General features: G+C 58.3%; 16 protein-coding genes and 1 pseudogene. 15 read left to right on the top strand and 2 right to left on the bottom strand.

The genetic code is table 11. The annotated features are described in order from the left end of the window. Positions 1-85 precede the first annotated feature (85 nt). The 6 genes and pseudogenes from ribD to EI77_RS24175 form a co-directional block, all read left to right on the top strand. A complete protein-coding gene (gene ribD, locus EI77_RS04600; protein WP_243838661.1) occupies positions 86-1,156 on the top strand; it encodes a bifunctional diaminohydroxyphosphoribosylaminopyrimidine deaminase/5-amino-6-(5-phosphoribosylamino)uracil reductase RibD in 1,071 nt (356 codons plus the stop codon). After that, positions 1,153-1,710, top strand: coding sequence for a D-glycero-alpha-D-manno-heptose-1,7-bisphosphate 7-phosphatase (locus tag EI77_RS04595; RefSeq protein WP_133793562.1), 558 nt, complete (start codon positions 1,153-1,155; stop codon positions 1,708-1,710). The genes ribD and EI77_RS04595 overlap by 4 nt, the downstream gene beginning before the upstream one ends. A gap of 10 nt (positions 1,711-1,720) precedes the next feature. Beyond that, the gene (locus tag EI77_RS04590) at positions 1,721-1,954 is read left to right on the top strand and encodes a UPF0175 family protein (protein ID WP_166647035.1); all 234 of its coding nucleotides are present in this window, start codon (positions 1,721-1,723) and stop codon (positions 1,952-1,954) included. Further along, positions 1,951-2,439, top strand: a complete 489-nt coding sequence (locus EI77_RS04585) for a PIN domain-containing protein (RefSeq protein WP_133793560.1) — start codon at positions 1,951-1,953, stop codon at positions 2,437-2,439. Before EI77_RS04590 ends, EI77_RS04585 begins: the two co-directional genes overlap by 4 nt. Then, positions 2,436-2,927, top strand: coding sequence for a ribonuclease HI (gene rnhA / locus EI77_RS04580; RefSeq protein WP_133793559.1), 492 nt, complete (start codon positions 2,436-2,438; stop codon positions 2,925-2,927). The genes EI77_RS04585 and rnhA overlap by 4 nt, the downstream gene beginning before the upstream one ends. Positions 2,928-3,005: 78 nt before the next feature. After that, positions 3,006-3,116 (top strand): annotated as a pseudogene (locus EI77_RS24175) (transposase); the annotation flags it as partial. A 53-nt stretch (positions 3,117-3,169) separates the two neighbouring features. On the opposite strand, the gene mutS reads toward EI77_RS24175, so the two are convergent. Next, the gene (mutS, locus tag EI77_RS04570; protein ID WP_166647034.1) at positions 3,170-5,677 is read right to left on the bottom strand and encodes a DNA mismatch repair protein MutS; all 2,508 of its coding nucleotides are present in this window, start codon (positions 5,675-5,677) and stop codon (positions 3,170-3,172) included. A gap of 588 nt (positions 5,678-6,265) precedes the next feature. Here mutS and EI77_RS04565 point away from each other — a divergent pair. The 4 genes from EI77_RS04565 (at position 6,266) to accC (ending at position 9,908) form a co-directional block, all read left to right on the top strand. Then, positions 6,266-6,418 carry a small basic protein gene (locus EI77_RS04565; RefSeq protein WP_133793557.1) on the top strand — a complete coding sequence of 51 codons (153 nt, stop codon included), beginning with the start codon at positions 6,266-6,268 and terminating at the stop codon, positions 6,416-6,418. A 29-nt stretch (positions 6,419-6,447) separates the two neighbouring features. Then, a complete protein-coding gene (locus EI77_RS04560; protein WP_133793556.1) occupies positions 6,448-7,830 on the top strand; it encodes a pseudouridine synthase in 1,383 nt (460 codons plus the stop codon). 77 nt (positions 7,831-7,907) lie between these two features. Then, on the top strand, positions 7,908-8,435 hold the full coding sequence (accB, locus tag EI77_RS04555) for an acetyl-CoA carboxylase biotin carboxyl carrier protein (protein WP_133793555.1): 528 nt from the start codon (positions 7,908-7,910) through the stop codon (positions 8,433-8,435). Positions 8,436-8,546: 111 nt separating this feature from the next. Beyond that, positions 8,547-9,908 carry an acetyl-CoA carboxylase biotin carboxylase subunit gene (gene accC / locus EI77_RS04550; protein WP_133793554.1) on the top strand — a complete coding sequence of 454 codons (1,362 nt, stop codon included), beginning with the start codon at positions 8,547-8,549 and terminating at the stop codon, positions 9,906-9,908. Between the two features lie 542 nt (positions 9,909-10,450). On the opposite strand, the gene EI77_RS04545 is transcribed toward accC, so the two are convergent. Then, positions 10,451-11,404, bottom strand: coding sequence for a LysR family transcriptional regulator (locus EI77_RS04545; RefSeq protein WP_133793553.1), 954 nt, complete (start codon positions 11,402-11,404; stop codon positions 10,451-10,453). A gap of 92 nt (positions 11,405-11,496) precedes the next feature. Between EI77_RS04545 and EI77_RS04540 the strand changes: the two genes are divergently transcribed. The 5 genes from EI77_RS04540 to nuoD all read left to right on the top strand — a co-directional run bounded on the left by EI77_RS04540 (position 11,497) and on the right by nuoD (position 19,868). Further along, entirely contained in the window at positions 11,497-15,639 is a 4,143-nt protein-coding gene (locus EI77_RS04540) for an N-6 DNA methylase (protein ID WP_133793552.1), read from the top strand. Further along, positions 15,626-17,122 carry an ATP-binding protein gene (locus tag EI77_RS04535; protein WP_166647033.1) on the top strand — a complete coding sequence of 499 codons (1,497 nt, stop codon included), beginning with the start codon at positions 15,626-15,628 and terminating at the stop codon, positions 17,120-17,122. Before EI77_RS04540 ends, EI77_RS04535 begins: the two co-directional genes overlap by 14 nt. A gap of 261 nt (positions 17,123-17,383) precedes the next feature. Continuing rightward, positions 17,384-17,815, top strand: coding sequence for a hypothetical protein (locus EI77_RS04530; protein ID WP_133793550.1), 432 nt, complete (start codon positions 17,384-17,386; stop codon positions 17,813-17,815). A 294-nt stretch (positions 17,816-18,109) separates the two neighbouring features. Further along, complete coding sequence (rpsU, locus tag EI77_RS04525; RefSeq protein WP_133793549.1) at positions 18,110-18,340, top strand: 30S ribosomal protein S21; 231 nt, start codon at positions 18,110-18,112, stop codon at positions 18,338-18,340. 268 nt (positions 18,341-18,608) lie between these two features. Then, entirely contained in the window at positions 18,609-19,868 is a 1,260-nt protein-coding gene (nuoD, locus tag EI77_RS04520) for an NADH dehydrogenase (quinone) subunit D (RefSeq protein WP_133793548.1), read from the top strand. The last annotated feature ends 37 nt before the right edge of the window (positions 19,869-19,905 follow it).

Genomic DNA, 19,905 nt, shown 5'->3' with positions numbered 1-19,905 from the left:
AGAGTCCCACACCAACGGTCAAGCCCGCACTTCCCTGTCAGCGTTCCCGCTGAATGCCGCCTTGTCTGGTGGAAAGGTGCGCGTTATGAAACAGGCCGTCATGTCACCTGCCACCCACGAATCCGACCTCCACTGGATGAGCCTCGCCCTGGAGCAGGCACGTCTCGGCATCGGCTTCACCAGCCCGAATCCCGCCGTCGGCGCCGTCATCGTGGCGGGTGGCGAGCTCATCGGCCAGGGGTATCACCGGCAAGCCGGGCTGCCTCATGCCGAGATCGAAGCCCTACTGGATGCCCAAAGCCGAGCGCCCGAACGCATCCCAGGAGCCACGATCTACGTCACCCTGGAGCCCTGCAGCACCCAGGGCCGCACCGGCCCCTGCACCTCCGCCATCCAGGCCGCAGGCATCACCCGTGTCGTCTGGGCAGCCCAGGACCCCAACCCCAGCCATGTCGGCCGTGCCCGGCAGCTTTTGGAAAGCGCGGGCATCAGCGTCACCACCGGCATCCTGGAGGCCCAGTGCCAGGAAATCCTGCGCCCCTTTGCCAAATGGATCACCACCGGTCTGCCCTATGTGATCGCCAAGGCCGGACAGAGTCTGGATGGCCGCATCACCCGCCCCGCCGGTGAAGGCCCCTGGATCACCAGCGAGGCTGCCCGTGCCCACAGCCAGGGCCTGCGTGCCCGCGTGGATGCCATCCTGGTCGGCGCTGAAACGGTGCGCCAGGACAATCCCCGCCTGACCCTGCGCAATGGCAGCGCCAAGGAGCAGCCTTGGCGCATCATCCTCACTCGCGGAGGCCACCTACCTGCGGAGGCCCATGTCTTCACCGATGCCTATCAGGACCGTACCCTCATCCTGCGCGACCTCGCTTTCCCCGATGTGCTGCGTGACCTCGCCACACGAGGCATCACCAGTGTGCTCATTGAGGGCGGCGGTAACGTCCTCGGCCAAGCCTTCGCCTCCCGCTCGGTGGACGAGGTCTGCTGGTACATCGCCCCCCGGCTTTGTGGTGGCGGTCTCCCTGTCATCGGTGGTCCCCCCTGGGCTCAATCCGTCGCTTTGGAAAGCGTCACCCTCCTGCCCATTGGCGATAATATCTGCCTCACCGGTCGTCCCGTCTGGCCTAACAATGAATCTGATCACCATCCATGAGCCGACCTGCCGTATTCTTTGACCGCGACGGTGTCGTCAATCTCTCCCCAGGTGCCGGTTACGTCCTGACCTGGGATGACTTCCATTTCAGCCCCGGCATCATCGAGGCGCTGAAGATTTGTCACACTCGTGGTTACGCCACCATCCTGGCCACCAGCCAGCAGGGCGTGGGCAAAGGCCTCATGTCGCAATCCACACTGGATGACATCCATGCCCGCATGCAGGCCGAGCTGGAAAAACACGCTGCCGCCTTCGATGGCATCTATGCCTGCACCTGCCTCTCCAGCGACCCCGCCTGCACCTGCCGCAAACCCAGTGCCGAAATGCTCTTGCGCGCCGCCCGGGAGCATGACCTTGATCTCACCCGCAGCCTCATGGTCGGCGATGCCGACCGCGACATCCAGATGGGCACCAACGCCGGCATCCCCCTCACCATTCGCATCGAAAGCGAAAACCCTCACCTCGTTTCCGCCACCCACACCCTGCCAGATACCACCGGCCTGGCGGCACTGCTGGAAAGATGCTTGGCAGAGACTGCGGAAGAAGTAGAATAAGTCCATGGTCATGAACATTCCAGACACCCCGGCTCTGCGCGCTTTCAGCGTGAATGATCTGCGCCTGGAACTCGCCTGCGCCTTGTATCAGCATGGCCGCCTGGGCAAGGTCGCCGCTTCGGAACTCGCCGAGGTGGATCTCTTTTCCTTCCAGCAAGCCCTCTATGAACGGGGCATCCCTGCAGCCGATGAAACCAGCCTGGATCAGGACATTGCAGCCCTTGACCGACTCTTTGCAAAGTGATCGTCGTTGCAGATACCTCAGTCATTTTGAATCTCTGCCAGGTAGGTTTGCACCCCCTGCTCAAAGAGCTCTTCGAGGTGGTTTATGCCCCCATAGAAGTAGCCGAAGAGTTTGACAGAATCACTGCTGCTTATCCATTGTTTGGAGGTGTGACATTTCCTCAATGGATCCAAGTCCTGCAAACCAGTCACTCCCTGGAAAACCGTGCACCCTGGGCTCAGCTTGACCGGGGTGAAAGTGCCGCCATTGAACTGGCCTTGGAGCATCAAGCCGACGCCGTCTTGCTGGACGAGCAGCAAGGCAGGAAAGTCGCCGAAGCTCTAGGTCTCGAAGTCGTGGGCATTTTGGGCGTCCTTTTCAGGGCCAAGCAAGCCAGTCATCTGAAGCTCCTCCGTCCCGTTCTCGATGACCTTCAAAACCGCAGCCGCTTTTGGCTGTCAGCCCGGACACGTGAAAAGATTCTTCAATTAGCCGACGAAACATGACCTCCGTCACAATCTACACAGATGGCGCATGCAGCGGCAATCCGGGCCCAGGCGGCTACGGCGTGCTGTTGCAGGCTGGCCAGCACACCAAGGAACTCTCCGAAGGCTACCGCAAGACCACCAACAACCGCATGGAGCTGATGGCCCTGATCAAGGGGCTGGAACTGCTCAACCGGCCATGTGTAGTCACCCTGTTTTCCGATTCCAAATACGTCGTGGACACCGTCGAAAAAGGCTGGGCCAAGGCCTGGAAATCCCGCGGCTGGATCAAGGCTGACAAGCAACCCGCCGTGAATGCCGACCTCTGGGACCGCGCCCTCAAAGCCCTGGAAAAACATCGCGTCACCATTCGTTGGGTCAAAGGCCACGCCTCTAATGCCGGCAACAACCGCTGTGACGAACTCGCCGTCGCTGCCACGCGTTCACCCGGGCTGCTCGTGGATGAAGGGTATGAACGCGCAAAGGCAAAACCGGCATCGTTGCTGTGAAAATGGGGAGATCTAAGCAATGAACGGGTTCTAGATCAAGCTCGCCGCGGCGACTTGTTTCGTTTCATCTGGGGCTAGCTGCAAAACCGCCAATGCCACCTTTACCGGATCGGTGGTGTTGAAGACCATCTGCACATGTTGATCAGCCTGCATCCAAGCGTGACCCTTTCAGACCTCGTCAAGGAGATCAGCCGTCTTGAGTCCATATGCTCTGCGGGATTTAAAATTCTCTGAAAGCGCGATCACCCAAACAACACCATCTGCCCCGCATCCTCACCCCGCGCCACTCTCGTTGCCTTCTTCACCTTCGCGGGCACGCTGGTCGGCACCGGCACCTCGGTCACGCTTTCCGCCGGTTGATGCCCGGCTTCCAGTTGCGCCAGCACCTCCTTGGCCCGCTCGATGACATTCTCCGGCAGACCCGCCAGCCGCGCTACCTGGATGCCATAGCTCTTCTCAGCACAGCCCGGCAGGATCTTGCGCAGGAAGATGATCTGCTGGTTCCATTCCTTCACCGCCACGTTGTAATTCTTCACCGCGCTGCGGCTCTGTGCCAGGGCCGTGATCTCATGGTAATGCGTCGCAAAAAGTGCCCGTGCGCCGATGTGATCATGCAGATGCTCCGCCACGCTCCAGGCAATGCTCAGCCCATCAAACGTGCTCGTGCCACGACCAATCTCATCCAGGATCACCAGACTCCGCTCCGTGGCATTGTTTAAAATCAGCGCCGTCTCGTTCATCTCCACCATGAAGGTGGACTGCCCGCGCGCCAGATCATCACTGGCCCCGATGCGGGTAAAAATGCGGTCCACCAGACCGATCTCCGCACTCGTCACCGGCAGGTAGCTGCCGATCTGAGCCATCAGCGTCAGCAGCGCCGTCTGGCGCAGATACGTGCTCTTGCCAGCCATGTTCGGACCCGTGATCAAGATCAGCCGGCTTTCCTCCGGCTCCAGCGTCACATCGTTAGGCACGAAACGCTCGCCACTGGTCAGGTTCTGATCCAGCACCGGATGCCGTCCATCGCGGATGAAAAGATGCCGTGTATCATTCAGCACCGGGCGGGTGTAGTTAAACAGCCGCGCCGTCTCCGCCAGGGAGCACAGAGAATCCAGCACCGCCAGCACACCCGCCGTTTCCTGGATCTCTGCCAGGTGCGTCAGCACCTTGCCGCGCAGGCCCACAAATTCCTCATACTCCAGCGCCTTGCTGCGCTCCTCGGAGCCCAGAATCTTGTCCTCCATCCGCTTCAGTTCATCCGTGATGTAGCGCTCGCCATTCACCGTCGTCTGCTTGCGATGATAGTCCGCTGGCACCGCGCCCACATTCGCCTTGGTGATCTCGATAAAATAACCAAACACGGCGTTATACTTGATCTTCAGACTCTTGATCCCTGTACGCTCAATCTCACGATTTTGCAGATCTGCGATCCACTGGCGGCCTAACGTTGAAGCATCGCGCAGCTCATCCAGCTCCGTCAGATAGCCCGGCCGGAAAACCCCGCCTTCCTTGATCTGCATCGGCGGTTCATCCACGATCGCCGCCTGGATCTCCGCCGCCAGCGCGGACAGGTCATGCAGATGAGCCAGCAGCCGCTCAAACCCGGAATTCCGCGCCTCTTCCATCGCCATTTTTAAAGACGGCACCACCTCTAGGGAGGTCGCCATCGCCAGCAGATCACGCCCATTGCCACTGCCCTGGCTCAGCCGACTGCTCGTCCGCTCCAAATCCCGCACCTCCTTTAAAAGAGTGCGCAGTTGGCCTAACAAAAGCGGCTCCGCCAGCAGGCCCGCGATCATATCCTGCCGGTCCGTCAGCTGGTCCAGATCCCGTAGCGGATGCAGCACCCAATGCCGCAGCTTGCGCCCGCCCATCGGTGTGCACGTCCGGTCCAGAGCACTCAGCAGCGTGTGCTGCGCCCCGCCCCGTGCCGTCACCAGTTCCAGATGGCTCTGGCTCGCCGCATCGATCAGCACAAAATCACTCGTCTGCGCCACCCGCAGCCGCTGGATGTGATCCACATTCCGCCGGAGTTGGAATTGCAAATACTGCAGGATGCACCCCGCCGCACAAAGCGCCGCCGTCAGCCCCTGGCAGCCAAAGCCATCCAGCGACTTCACCTTAAAATGCTGTGTCAGCGCATGATCCGCCTGATCCTCCAGGAAAAGGTAACCCTCCACCCCCAGCGCATATGCCGGACTCCCCAGCGCCTCGATCAAATCCCGCTGCTCATCACTGTGCAGCAGCTCGCTCGCCTGGATGCGCTCCAGCTCATCCACCAGATCCACCGGCTCCTTAAATTCCGCCACCTCGAATTCCCCCGTCGTCAGGTCCACATAGGCCAGGCCCAGCTTTTTCCCCGCACGAAACACCGCCGCCAGATAGTTCGCCCGGTTGGATTCCAAAAGGTTCAGATCATTCACCGTCCCCGCACTCAGGATCTGCGAGACCGCCCGCTCCACAATCTTCCCCGGAGTCGGCTCGGAGGTCTGCTCCGCGATGGCCACCCTTTTGCCCGCCTTGATCAGCTTCGCGATGTACCCCGTGGACGCATGATGTGGCACCCCGCACATCGGCACCCCGTTCCTTTTCGTGAGCGAGACATTCAGCAGCGGAGCCGCCGTCTTCGCATCCTCAAAGAACAGCTCATAAAAATCCCCCAGCCGGAAGAACAGCAGCACGTCCTCCGGCAGCTCCCGCCGGATGGCGAGGTACTGCTTCATCATAGGAGTGGCGCTGGCGTCAGACATAATTCAATCAGGCCGCCCAGGCTTGGCTGTCAACACCCCACTGGTCAAGACTGGATGCATTTCCCCTTAGCTGCGCCTGCCAAGGCGTGGGGCTTTGGGAATACCCGGGCCAAAAGAACGCCCTCATCCCATTCTCCCGATCAGCCCCCCTTGCAAAATCAGCCATCCGCAGCATACTATAAAACATCCACCGAATGCTAGCGACCAAATCTTACAGCCGCTCGGTTACCTCCCTGGCCACCCCCCCATGCCCCCACTTCTTTCCCCCGCACCTCCCCATGGGGAACCCTGTGGGGAAGGGATGGGGAAGCAAATCCCCACGGCAATCCTTTGATCGCCAACGCTTTTACCCCTCAAATCCCCAAATGGGGATAAAATCAAATTCTCCCCAAATCCCCATCCGCGACGAACCGCCCCCCCAAACCCAAAGAAAAATCTTTCTACCCCGAATTTTTTTACCCAGTTCCGTCCTCCGTCCCCGTCCGCAGCCTCATTCGTTTTCCTCCCATCAACAAACCTCTTGCGCACTCCGCAGACTCGCCTATCCTCAAAACCCTTTTTCTTAACCCCGAACCTTCTTTTCTTACCATGTCTCAGCATCGCAGCCTCAAAACCGCCGGTTCCGTTGGTACCAAGCGCAGTGTCCTTAAGCGTGGTGAGCGCATCAAGCTCATGAAGGCCCGCGGTCAGTGGAAGGAAGGTCGCCTGCCGACCAGCCTGCCGAAGACCAAATCCGAATAGTCTGCGCGGGTTAATCCCCGCCTCCCACCGTGCGCCTCAACCGTTATCTCAGCCTGTGCGGCCTCGGCTCCCGCCGTGGTTGCGAAGTACTCATCCAAGAAGGTCGCGTCTCCATCAATGGACATGTGATCAAAGACCTGGCCACCCAGGTATCCGATGAGGATCGCATCATCGCCGACGGCAAGCCCGTCAAGGCCGAGAGCGGTGTGGTCATTGCCCTCAACAAACCGCGCGGCTACATTTGCAGCCGCAGCGATGAGCGGGATCGCATGACGATCTATTCGCTCCTGCCCAAGCAGTTTCAGACGCTCCACCACGTGGGTCGTCTGGATAAAGACAGCGAAGGCCTCCTGCTCATGACCAACCGGGGGGAACTTTCCCACCGCCTCATCCACCCCAGCATGGGTGCTGAAAAGGAATACGAGGTCATCGTGGACCAGCCCATGGACCAGGCCACCATGGCCAAGTTGGTCAAAGGCATGCTCACCGAAGAAGGCCACGCCAAGTGCGAGCGCGCCTGGATGATCACCGAATACCGCGCGCATGTCGTCCTCAAGCAGGGCCTCAAGCGCCAGATCCGCCTTATGTTTTACCAGCTCGGCTTTGAAGTCGAGCGCCTCACCCGCACCCGCATCGGCTGGTTGGAACTCAAAGGCCTGCAAAAAGGCGGCTGGAAACAGCTCACCGAAGTCGAGGTCGAGCGCTTTTTCTCCAAAGATGGAGCCACTGGCCGACCACCTAAGGTAGCCAAAACCGCTCCCGCCCCTAGCGATGCGGGTGATGAAGACGCCCGGCCAGTCCGCCGGACCGGTCCTGGTTCCCGCGGCCCTCGTGCCCGCACCTCCTCCCGTGAAGAGCGCCCCCGCACACCACGCAGCCGTACTTCGGATAGCGAAGACCGTCCGCGCACACCGCGTGGTCGCTCCACTGGCGGCGAAGACCGTCCCCGTGGCCCCCGTGCCCGCCCTTCATTCGGTAGTGACGACCGTCCCCGCACCCCTCGCGGCCGCACTTCGGACAGCGAAGATCGCCCTCGGACTCCCCGCTCCCGTGCTTCTGATGGGGATGATCGCCCCCGTGGTGGTCCTCGCTCACGTCCCTCCTTCGGCAGCGAAGATCGCCCTCGTGGCCCTCGCTCCCGCTCCACGGGCGATGATGAGGCTCCGCGCTCGCGCCCCTCTTTCGGTGGTGAAGACCGCCCTCGCAGCCCGCGTTCTCGCTCCTCAGGCGATGACGCAGCTCCCCGCTCACGCAGCAGCAAGCGCCCGGATGACGACCGCAAACCGCGCTCCAGTGGTGGCTCAGGACGCAGCGCAGGCAAGTCCCGTGGCCCCCGTGACTCCTCCAGCCGCCCTCCGCGTGCCGCAGGAAAGCGCCCGTCGGATAAAAAAGGTCCACGTCGCCGTCCTTAACAGGTTGTTTCTTTATTCTTGCCACGGCAGTCATCGGCGCTAACCTCGACTCCGCTAACAGTACCCATATCCCGGAAATGGACGAAACAAAATCAAACGACAAGGAGGCCACAGCTTTGGACCTAAAGCAGATCAAACAGATCGTGACCCTGATGGCCGAAAACGACCTCAGCTATTTTCACTTTGAAAATCAAGGCTCTAAAGTGGAGCTGCGCCGCGGCTCTGACTTCCAGGCCGCTAAAGAACTGCTCCGGCATCTGCCCATGGCATCCGCCGCCGCACCTGTTTCCATGGCCGCTGCGCCCGTGGCCCTGAGCGCTGGTGCCCCGGCTGCTGCAGCCGCTCCTTCCGCCGTTTCTGAGCCAGCCGGTCCCACCATCAATAGCCCGATGGTCGGAACCTTCTACCGCTCCGCCGCCCCCGGTGAAAAAGCCTTTGCCAGCATCGGTGATTCCGTGGACGAAAATTCCAATGTCTGCATCATCGAGGCCATGAAGGTGATGAACGAAATCAAAGCCGAGATCCGCGGCACCATCGCCCGCGTCCTGGTCGAAGACGGTAAGCCCGTCCAATACGGCCAGCCCCTCTTTGAGCTCAAAGCTTAAGGCAGGTCGCCAGCGCATCCTCGGCTGTTTTGACCCCCATAGAGGTGTCAGCCAGCCCAGGAGGCCAAACGTCATAACCGTCAAGATTCGCCAACTCCCTCTCCCGTCCTCATGTTTCGAAAAGTCCTCGTCGCCAACCGTGGTGAGATCGCCGTCCGCATCATCCGCGCCTGCAAAGAGCTCGATGTCAAAACTGTCGCCGTATATTCTGAGGCGGATGTGGATTCCATGCACGTCCACCTGGCCGATGAAGCCATCTGCATCGGCCCCGGCCCCAGCAGCGAGAGTTACTTGAAGATCAGCCGCATCATCAGCGCTGCGGAGATCGCCAACGTCGATGCCATCCATCCCGGCTACGGATTCCTTTCTGAGAAAGCTGAATTCGCCGACGTTTGCGAGCAGTGCAAAATCAAGTTCATCGGCCCCAGCTCCCGCGTCATCTCCATGATGGGAGATAAAAACGTCGCCCGTGCCACTGCACGCGCTGCTGGCGTCCCCGTCACCCCCGGTTCAGACGGCCTCATTCATAACGAGGAAGAAGCTCTCATGTGGGCACGCAAGATCGGTTACCCCGTCATCATCAAGGCCAGCGCCGGTGGTGGTGGCCGCGGCATGCGTCCTGTCCTCAATGAGGCCACCCTCATCTCCAGCTTCCAGGCCGCCTCCATGGAAGCCCTCAAATGCTTCGGCGACGGCTCCATGTACATGGAAAAGCTGGTCGAAAAACCCCATCACATCGAGTTCCAGATCGTCGCCGACAGCCAGGGCAACGTCGTCCACCTCGGTGAACGCGATTGCTCCATGCAGCGCCGTAACCAGAAGATCATTGAGGAGTGCCCCAGCCCCAAGATGACCGAGGCCCTTCGCAAGAAAATGGGCGATGCCACCGTCCGCATCTGCAAAGAGATCGGTTACGAAAACTGCGGCACCATCGAATTCCTCGTCGATAACAACCGTGAAGACTTCTACTTCATGGAAATGAATACCCGTATTCAGGTGGAGCATCCCATCACCGAAGAAGTATACGGTTGCGACCTCATCAAGGAACAGATCCGCATCGCCGCCGGCCTGCCCTTGAGCGAGCACGTGCTCAATGCCGTCCCTCGCGGTCACTCCATCGAGTGCCGCATCAATGCCGAAGACCCCTTCCGCAACTTCGCCCCCAGCCCTGGCAAGATCAATCTGTGGTATACCTCCGGTGGCCGCGGCGTCCGCGTGGACAGCCACGTATACTCCGGCTACGAAGTACCCCCTTATTATGATTCGATGATCGCCAAGCTCATCGTCACTGGTGCCACCCGCGAGATCGCCATCCGCCGCATGCGCCGCGCCCTCGGTGAATTCGTCGTCGAAGGCATCAAAACGACGATCCCCCTCCAAAGCAAAGTCCTCACCACCAGCGATTTCCAAAACGGCCAATACGACATCACCTGGGTCGAAAACTTTCTTCGGCAAGAAGGCTTGAAGGGCTGATTTCCGGCAACTTAAGATGTTGATAATCAACATGTTGAGAGGGTGGCCATCCCCACAAAAAACACAAGGTTCCCCCGAGGAGTCCCCCTGCCAAAGGGGAATGAGTCACTTTGAATCCACTGCGCAATGTAGATTTAGGAACTCTTTCGCCCACCATGAATTTCCCCCCCCCCCCGATTTGCCCCCCCTCCGGGTGGTATAAGGGTAATTTCCAGTCCATTTCAGTCTTCGAGTAAAGTGGGTAGGTATAATCTGAGCGGCTGTCTGGGCGGCATGTTCTTCCTTGGAAATCCTTGGATGTGAACAGTTTAGAAGAGGTTCATACAGTTGCGCACGAAGGCTTCAACCCTTCGTTCGTCAGGAAGGCCTGAAGGGGTAGGTTTCAGCGTTCAATCCGTTGATAATCAACGGATTTAAGGGTGGTTCCATGCCTCAAAAAGCAGCGAGTCCCCCCTAAGAGTCCCCCTCTGCTAGGGAAGAATGAGTCATTTTGGGGGAGGGGGTGGTCCATGGATTGTGATTGTACAACAATGGGATCTGGACTAGGCTCGTAACAGGCCTACAAGTTCTTTTGCAATCATTTCCAAGTCAGGACGCAGAGTTAGAGTACGACGACTGGCAATCAGTGTCATCTGCCTTCCTAACTTTTGCAGCCAGGATGCCTCTTGGCGAACAAAGCTCCGAGTTCCAAGCTCATCAGCGGCGGCAAGAGGAAGAATCCCTGCAAGACCTGCGCTTTTCATTGCTGTTGCCACTGCAGGAAATGAAGCGCATTCTACTTCGATTCGTGGCTGGAATTGCTCCTTAAGTGCGGCTTTCTCCAGCTCTTTCCGAAACTCTCCTGAGCCTTCAAGCAAAACCAAAGGACAGCTTCTCAGAGTCGATTCCCAGTTGTTGTTGGCGTAGCGTATGGGGGCAAAAAGAGCAAACTCCAACTTGCCGAGAACGTGTGACTTCAAATCACCTTTCACTGCGGTTTGACGAACGACTCCAAGGTCTAGGTCGCCAGAGGCAACCCGGTCCACAATCTGTTCCGTCGGTAGGTTGAGAAGCTTGAGCACCGTGTTGGGTAGTGCGTTTCTGATGTCCGCCAGTTTTGGAAGGATGTGCCACTGGATGATGCTGTCTCCAGCACCAAGGTGAATGTGAATGGAGCGGTTGGAACAGGCGTTTTTGAAGTCTGACAATGCTCCGAAGTAGCTCCGTGCCAGCTCATAGAGCCGCCTGCCTTCATCATTCAGGGCAAAAGATTTTCCTGACCTCCGCACGAGTTCAGTGCCAAAGAACGATTCCAGCTCCTTGAGCTGACGGCTGTAAAGGGGTTGTTTTGCCGCATCACCACGGGCCGCTCTCGTAAAGCCTCCGTGCTCGACGATCAGGCAGAACGTCCGAAGCCGCTCTAGCGAAAGGCCACCTTGTGCGAAGAGATCATCCATAACTGAAAAGTTATGGACCATGACATCGAGCCACTGGCGCGCAACACTAAAGCGGTGCAAGGTTGGCAGTATTCACTTCCGGCCAGTTTTACCACTGTGCTAGCATCCACGCTGTCCTCCGCGAAGCCTTCGTTGTTCGTCTTTAGCCCTTCATGCCTGTTCCTCCGTTATCTTCTATTTCCCTGCGCCTGCCCGATGACCCGGACGAGTGGACGCGCGTGCTGCGCCAGCAGGGCGTGAGTCCAGCGGAGTTTGTCCATGCGTTTTCCCTCCTGGGTTCGCTGACCATGCTGGAGGAGCGGGATGCCTCGGAGATCGCGGGCCTGGAGTTTGAGGGCAGGGCATGGGAAGAACTGCCGGTGCCGCCCTGGGCACAGGCTTGGGAGGAGAAGCAATACGCCGGGTTGAATGCCTGGTGGCATAGCTACAAGGCTAGCGTTCACCATTGGCCCACCCGCACCCAGGCACTTCGCCAGCGCATGAGCCTCCGCAGCCATTGGCCTGTGCAGCTGGAGTCAGCTACGGCGTTGGCGGCTCGTGTCATCCAGTGCTTCAAACCAAGTCAGAAACAAACCTTTGCCGGGTGGTTTCAAGAGCACTTCCGGCTCCTGCTCTGGGGCATCGGCGAGCATCGCTCCGACGGGCTCAGCCTAGCCAGCTATCCCATGCAATTGCTGCTGCGTGATCTCGCCGCCATCCAGCCGCATCACCGCGTGCTGTTGGCTGGCGGGGAGAATATCCATTTGCTGAATGAGCTACTGGATCGCCTGGCACGACTAGCCCGCTACACGCCTGCTAATCAACTCACGAATATGGCCCGGCATGGAGTGACCGTGAGCACCGGCAGCGCCAGTTTTGCCGAACAAGCACTTGCCCTCCTGTTGGCCCATGAGGTGGAGCAGCCTGACGTGGTTCTGGAGGCCCCGAATCTGCTGAACCCCGAGCCGGTCTATGACTGGGTGATCGCCGCACCGCCCTGGGGTGCCGTGATGCCCGAGGATCAGACGGATGTGCCAGTACCTTCTCGCCGGGTGGAGAGCGTCGTGCTCCAACGGGCGCTCGCAGGGCTTTTACCCACGGGCCGACTCATTGCCTGGATGCCACGCTCCCTGGCCCGCAACGGTTCCGACCAATCTCTGCGACGCTGGCTGGTGGATCACCAGCAACTTCATGCCGTGGCGGAGCTGCCATCTGATACTGCTACTGGCACTGCGACCCGTGTGACCAGCTTACTGCTGCTGCTGAGTCGAGGCCACACGGCCAACGCTTGCTTGTTTGTGGGTGAGCCGCTTGTGAAACGCTGCCTGGAGGACGCTGATTTCGCCCCCACGCAGCCACAACTAAACCTACTAAGCCTCCTGCTGCGGACGGCCATGGGCGCGGTCAATGATGCCGATCTCACCGCTCTGCGGGAAGACTCTAAGAAGGTCAATCCAGCATATGCCGAGGAACGTGCTGAGATGTTGGCCCTGGCCCGAGGGCTGGCAAACCTGAGTTCGCCACCTCCGAAAATCGGTCGCCTCTCCGAACTGCGCACAGGCATCGTGCCTCGCGACTCCTGGGAAGAACATGACGTGGAGTTCACCTGGCCCAGAGACCTGCAAGGGGATCTGAAGCGCTCGCTGCATCTCCTGGTGGCCGCCAAGCCCCAACTCCGTCTCACCACCCTGGAAGAGGTGGCGGATTGCTCCAAAGGCATTGCCTACACCAGGGAACGGACCCTCCGTGCAGCTGAGCTGCGAGAACGTGAGCCAAATGAACTCGTGGGCCTCATCCGTGTGAGTGACTTGACGCGGAAGGTAGACTCTGATGCCGCCCTGCCGCTCTGCCAGCCGCCAACCCTGCTGCTCACCCCGCAAGCCTCCAGTGAGGTGCGGGAGCGGCAGCTTCTGCGCCCGTGGGACATCCTGCTCTCCGGCACCGGCACGGTGGACAAGGTCAGTGTCTTTGCTGAAGAAGAGCGCCGCTGTGTGGCCTCGCATTCGATCATCATCATCCGTCCCAAATTGGGCATGGAGGAGAAAACCATTCGCCACATCGTGGGCATCCTGAGATCCAAAGCGGGCATGGCTTGGCTGCAGGGGCTGGCCACCGGCTCAGTGATCCAGCACCTAGTACTGCGTGATTTGAAGTCAATGCCCATGATTGACGGCCCGGACGAGATCCTGGATGCAATCGGCGAGCACCTCCTTCAAGGTCATCCACTTGAGACAGCCATCAGCGTCTTTGACGACCGTCTGCGCCAGGACCCAACACTGGCCTTTTTCAGCGAATGCGAGGCGATGCGAGCGACGTTTGCGCCTGAGTCCGCGAAGGCAGTGGAAGCATGGCTGGGAAGACTCAGCTGGTCACTGCAAACATGGAAAGACAGCTTCAATGAGGCCATTCCCAAGGGTGGGCTGCACGATTGGTGGATCGAGGTGGATGCGCTTGTGCATCGACTGCTCGAAGCGCTTCGAACAAATCCAGGCTATGACCGGCTTACTCTGCTGCTATTCTGGCAGCACGCGTTTCTGGAGAGCGAAAAAGCACTCGCCAGCGCTGTGGAAAGGATCACCCAAATGCTGGAAGACAGCACCGCTCCGAACGCTGATGAACTGCAAAAGGACGGCATCACTCACCGAGGCAAAACGCTGCTCCGACGCATGGGCGAACTGGCAGCTACAGAGATTGGGCGGCAATGCCAGCCCGTAAAACTGCATGTCACACTGGAACCTCAGGAAGTGACCGTAGCCACACAAACGGTAGTCACAGTTGAACTTGGAAACCTGTCACCGTTGTCCCTTCAAGATGTAATGGTGTCCGTCAACGAAGGCCGAAATCATGCCAAGATGCTTGCCTGTGCAGACGGCCTCAAACTGCCCGTGATTGTTCATGCGACGAATGCAGGGCCGCTGCCCATTCGGGTGCAATGGAAGGCACGCACCTTGGATGGTCGCGAATTCAATGGAGTCATCGAGGAACAAGTGAACGTTGTGTCGCTGCGCACGGCCTCCACCGCCGTGCAACAGAACCCCTATGTGGACGGTGGCAGCCCGGTGGGTGGCAAGGATGAGATGTTTTATGGCCGAAAAGAAGCGCTTCATCGTATGGACCAAGCCTTCTCACGCGGCAATCGCACGACCGTGCTGATCGTCGAAGGAAACCGCCGAATCGGAAAAAGCTCGCTGCTGCTATACTACCGCACCCACCGGCTGGACCTCGCCAAATGGCTGCCCGTGGACATCAATTTTCAGCGCTTCCCTGGAGCCTCAGGCGGAACCAAGAGCAAGTCGTCCGGCATCCCCGATCGGCGCATTTTTCAAGGCATCGCCAAGAAAGTGCTGGAAGCCGCGAGCGATTCTGGACTAGCCGTTCCCATAGCCGGTTTGGGCCACGTGAGTGCCGGACTGCCCACAGAGACTAAGCGCCTGCTGCTCAGGGACCTGGAGACATTCTTCAACGAGGGCGCACCCTTTGAACGTTTCCTCCATATTCTGGAAGCCGCACTGTCTGTCTTGGGTGAGAAGCGGCTGCTTTTCATGTTTGATGAGTTTGACCTCATCCAGTCAGGCATCGATTCAGGTGTGACGGGCAGCCAGGTGCCTGAAAACTTTCGCAACCTGTTGCAGGACCACCCACAGCTCGCTGCCATCCTGACGGGCTCGCTGAAGATCAGGCGGCTGCGTCAGCAGTATTGGAACGTGCTCTTCAACCTGGGCCAAAGCCTACAACTGCGTGGTCTGGAACCAGCAGAGGCTGCTGAACTTGTCACTCAACCCGTGCATGGGCATCTTGCCTATTCGCCCGAGGCAGTGACAGAGATCGTTCGCCTTACAGGACGTCAGCCCTTGCTGATCCAAACTCTTTGCGGACGGTTGTTTGACATGAGTACGGATCGCCACGCCGTGCTGATTTCTCTGGAAATGGTGCGTGAGGCGGCCCAGGAACAAATCGAGGACTCTGAAACCTTTGCCCGTCTCTGGGATGATATCGGCAACTCGCGAAGGCAGGCCCTGGTGCTCGTCTTGGAGCAAATGGCCCGCGATGAGCAGGCCGTGCGCCCTGTGCTGCTCCGAGAACAGGCGGAGGAAAGCGGACTCCGCTTCGAGAGCCTCCAACAGCTCAAAGCCGACCTCGACGCGCTCAAAGACCAAGATGTCTTGAGTTCCACCATCAACGATCAGGTCGAAGACCTCGCTTTTGAAGTTCCTTTGTTCGCCCTCTGGTTGCGTCGTCACCAGGATTTCGCCGCCGTCTGCGCCGAAGTCGCCGAGAGCGATGAATCATCTCCCGACAACCATGACCTTCTCTGACTATCGCTATAAAGCCCAGCCCGCCCTCGGTAGGACCGCTCTTATCACCCAGCTTCAACGCGAATTGGCCCGTCGGAACATCAGTCTCACGGGGCCTCGCGGCACTGGAAAGAGCTGTGTGGTGCGGGCGCTGGCGGCACATAGTGTCACGAAGCAGATGTTCAACGCCATCGTGTTCTGCGAACTCAAAGGCCGTGGCATTGATGGCGACGAAACGTTTTATGAGGCTCTGATTCAGGACATTCGCCAGCAACTGCCGCCGGAGGCAAGCACTGAATGGTTGGACCCTAATTTGGAATCACCTGTCGAGGAGAAGCTCAACACTACGGTGGATGACTGGGAAAGCGCAGGGCACAAAGTGCTGTTCATCCTCGACGGCATTGATGATGCTTTTGTGTCACTCCAGACCGCTTGGTCATTCCTCTGCAACTTTGTGGAACGAGCGCCGGTGACATTCCTTTGCATTTCACGGAAACGGATTCGGGAACTCTGCAACACCCGTGAGAAGCGTGACTCCCTGATGTCGGATCGTTTCAAAAACCCTATCGACATCCAACCAATGACTGTGGAGGACATCATGGCGATACTCCAAATAGGAGGCGTGGGGTCTAGTGGTGTTGCGCCAGCCCTCCTCAGTGCATCCGGTGGAAATCCTTCCCTCGTGATCGCATTGTGCGAGGAGGCTTCAAAGTTGGCTGATACAGTGCCTCTGGAAGTGGAACTCATCAACGCTGCCGCCCAAGCCATCGTCCAAGAACGTGCCGAGGAACTGGAACTCATCTGGCAGGACCTTGATCCCGATGAGCGAGATGTCTTCATCACGGCTGGACGCACGGGCAATGTAACGACTCCAAGCAATGGTGCACGGAAGCTGAAGTGTCTTGGCCTTCTCACGAGTGCTGGAGGCAACCTGAAGCCCACATGTCGCCTCATGCAGGATTTTGGAGCCGGAGCAGCCAAGGGAACCGTTTTGCTTAAGGAATGGTTCGGCACCGAAGCATCATATTTGAACTCGATGAAACAGGTGCTCGCCATGCGCCTTGGCCCCAAAATGGACGAAGAATGTGAACTGGTCTCGAACGTGCGCGACGCCATCGAGTCCCTGGAACGACCAGACAAAGCATCACGAGCATTCCGTGACATTGCAGAGGAGGCTCTGAATGTCATTTGGGATGTGGAATCGCCCAGTCACATGGTCCCAGCTCTGAGAAGCGGGCCGCCATGGCTGAAGGTCGAACGCCGCTGGCCCGAGAATCGGAGTGGCTTGGTCGAGTTACTCGATGCCATGACCGATGACCGAAAATGGGAGAGTAGTCCGAAGAAGGCGAACCGGAAGCACTTCATATTGATCGCCCACATCCAAGAGGCAGGTGATTTCAAAAACCACCAGAACGGCGTGGATATGACATCCGCCTTCCTTGTTGCTACGGCAGCATCAGCAGTTGAGCTGGTGAATGAGATGCGTGCCGTAGGCTTGGTTTGATGCAGTAGGAAAAGAGTTCAGACAAACCAGCCATGAACTTCATCTTCCTTATTTCCTACAAATACCGGATGGCTACATCCCGCAGGTGAAGATGGTGGGCTGGAAGGTAAAAACTCGTTCAACGCACTTCATGGTTTTTGCTTTGAAGACTGGCTCTTGCGTGGTGATTGGCACTCAAAGGCTGACGCTATGCCATCTGCTGACAAAACTGTCATTTTCCGCCGTCCTGGAGGCCCTTTTGTCAACTTCTAGGGGAGTCACATGCCTCCCGCCTCCAGTTCATCATCTGCACCCGCGCCCGATTTCATCAAAGTCCCTGGCATCGCCGGACTGTATCGGAACACGCGCTCGGGCATGTATCTGGGCATCAAGAAGGTCGAGGGCAAACGCAAGGAGCGCTCCCTCAAAACCACGGATCGCAAGATTGCAGAACGGCGGCTCAAGGCCTGGATCGACGAACTTGGGCGGGTTGACACTTCGGTGGAAAAGACCACGCTCGAAGACCTCTTCAAACGCCTGCTGGCGGTGGATGCGGGGAAGTCAGCCAGGCCCATCGACATCATCGAAGGTGTCAGAGACGAATTTCTGGGCTGGTGGCTGTATGGCAGCAAATTTCAGGTCCGCAATGTTTGCCCTGCTCATCTAGAAGAATGGCTGGCCATCCGGGGGAATCGCTTCAGAAACAGCAGCTAAACCGTTATGTCGGAATGCTTTAGCTGGCCTGCTATCAAGCATTGTGAGATAGCCTGTTCCTCTCCAGGTGTGTTGGTAAAACCATGTCGAGGCTGATTGGCTGATTAAAGGAGACCCAATTGGGGGATGCAGATGGGTTCTGGGGCCGTCAGCCTTCAAATTTGCTACAGTCGTCCTCTTGAATCTAACCTGGTGGAGGTGTAAAAGCGTTCAGCAATGCATCTTTCCGTTTGACGAATGGCTGTCAGCCCATAGACTCGTCACCCCTTTTCAAAACCATTTCTCTGAACACGTATGCCCGAAGTCCAAATCCGCAAAGGTGAGCCTGTTGACCGCGCTCTCAAGCGTCTTAAAACCAAGCTCGAGATGGAAGGCATCCTCGAAGAAATGCGCCGCCTGCGCGCTCATGAGAATCCGAAAGAGCGCACCAAGCGCAAGGCTCGTGCAGCCGCAAAGCGTGGTAAGATCCGCTTCCGCTTCACTCTGCCAAAGACGGCTGAAGGTGCTCCTGCGCCGACTGCTTAAATTTCCTGGCTCGTTGTCTGGATTTCCAACCTCTCAAAGGCTGTCTGTTCATCAGGCAGCCTTTTTGCGTCCAGGGGGAGCCACGATCCGGAGCTCTGGACAATGGGTTTGGCGTTAAACTTTTTGCACCTGAATTTCTTGGGAGTCTTCTGACCTTTCCCTTTGCGAAAAGGCATTTGGAAGGCAGGGTTGGAGGAGCTTGTGAAATTTTTCACAAATTCGCCTTGCCGCTGTTTGGGGGGCGTAGAATAGTCATCTTCACCCCATTATGCCTGCCGTTACCCGTGAATACGAGACCCCGGACACCGCCGCCAAGGCTGCGATGCACCTGGAGAACCTCGAAGAGACGACCAGTGATCTCGTGGGTGAGAAGCTGGTCCTGAACATGGGACCTTCCCATCCGGCGACGCATGGCGTGCTGCGGATGATCTTGGAACTGGACGGTGAGACGATCACCAAGGCGGAGCCGGATGTGGGTTACCTGCACCGGGGCGATGAGAAGATCGCCGAGAACATGCACTACAACCAGTTCGTGCCCTATACGGACCGTCTGGATTACCTGGCTCCTCTGGCCAATAACGTGGCGTATTCCCTGGCGGTGGAAAAGCTGATGGGCTGGGAAGTGCCGGAGCGTGGCCGTGCTATCCGGGTGATCTGCTGTGAGCTGGCTCGTATTTCGGCCCACCTGCTGGGCGTGGGCGTCTTCGCCATGGATGTGGGGGCGATGACCGTCTTCCTCTATACCTTCACAGAGCGCGAGAAGATCTATAACCTCTGTGAGCAGCTTACGGGTGCTCGATTTACCACCAGCTATACCCGTGTGGGTGGTCAGGTGCGGGATCTGCCGCCTGGTTTTACGGATGCGGTGCTGAAGTTCCTCACAGAACTGGAGCCGGTGATTGATGAAGTGGACAAGCTGCTGACACGCAACGCCATTTTCATTGCGCGTACCCAGGATATTGGTGTGATCACGAAGGCGGATGCCATCGCTTACGGCATCTCCGGCCCGAATCTTCGCGGCTCCGGCGTGGAGCATGATCTGCGGAAAACGAATCCTTACCTGGATTACGAGAAGTACGATTTTGACATCCCGATCGGGACGAAAGGCGACTGCTTTGACCGCTATCTGGTGCGCATGGAAGAGATGCGGCAGAGTGTGCGCATCCTGCGCCAAGTGCTTGCCGATCTTCCTGGTGGCCCCATCAACGTGGCGGATGCCAAGGGGCTTTTGCCGAACAAGGATCGCGTGCTGATGAAGATGGAGGAGCTGATCCACCATTTCATCATTGCCACTCAGGGCATTGATGCGCCGGCGGGTGAGGTTTATTTTGGCGCGGAAAACCCGAAGGGTGAGCTGGGTTTTTATATCCACAGCAAGGGCGGCGGTGTTCCTTACCGTCTGAAGATCCGCAGCCCCTCGTTCATCAATTTGAGCATTCTTTCCAAAATCATGCCGGGCCACATGCTCAGCGACATTCCTTCCGTGCTGGGCAGCCTGGACTTTGTGATGGGCGAATGTGACCGCTAGGATCCTCCGACGCTGAACGAAGCAACCCTTTATCCCC

This window comes from Prosthecobacter fusiformis, from assembly GCF_004364345.1.
Classification (GTDB): domain Bacteria; phylum Verrucomicrobiota; class Verrucomicrobiia; order Verrucomicrobiales; family Verrucomicrobiaceae; genus Prosthecobacter; species Prosthecobacter fusiformis.
This window is presented reverse-complemented; position numbering and strand designations above follow the sequence as displayed.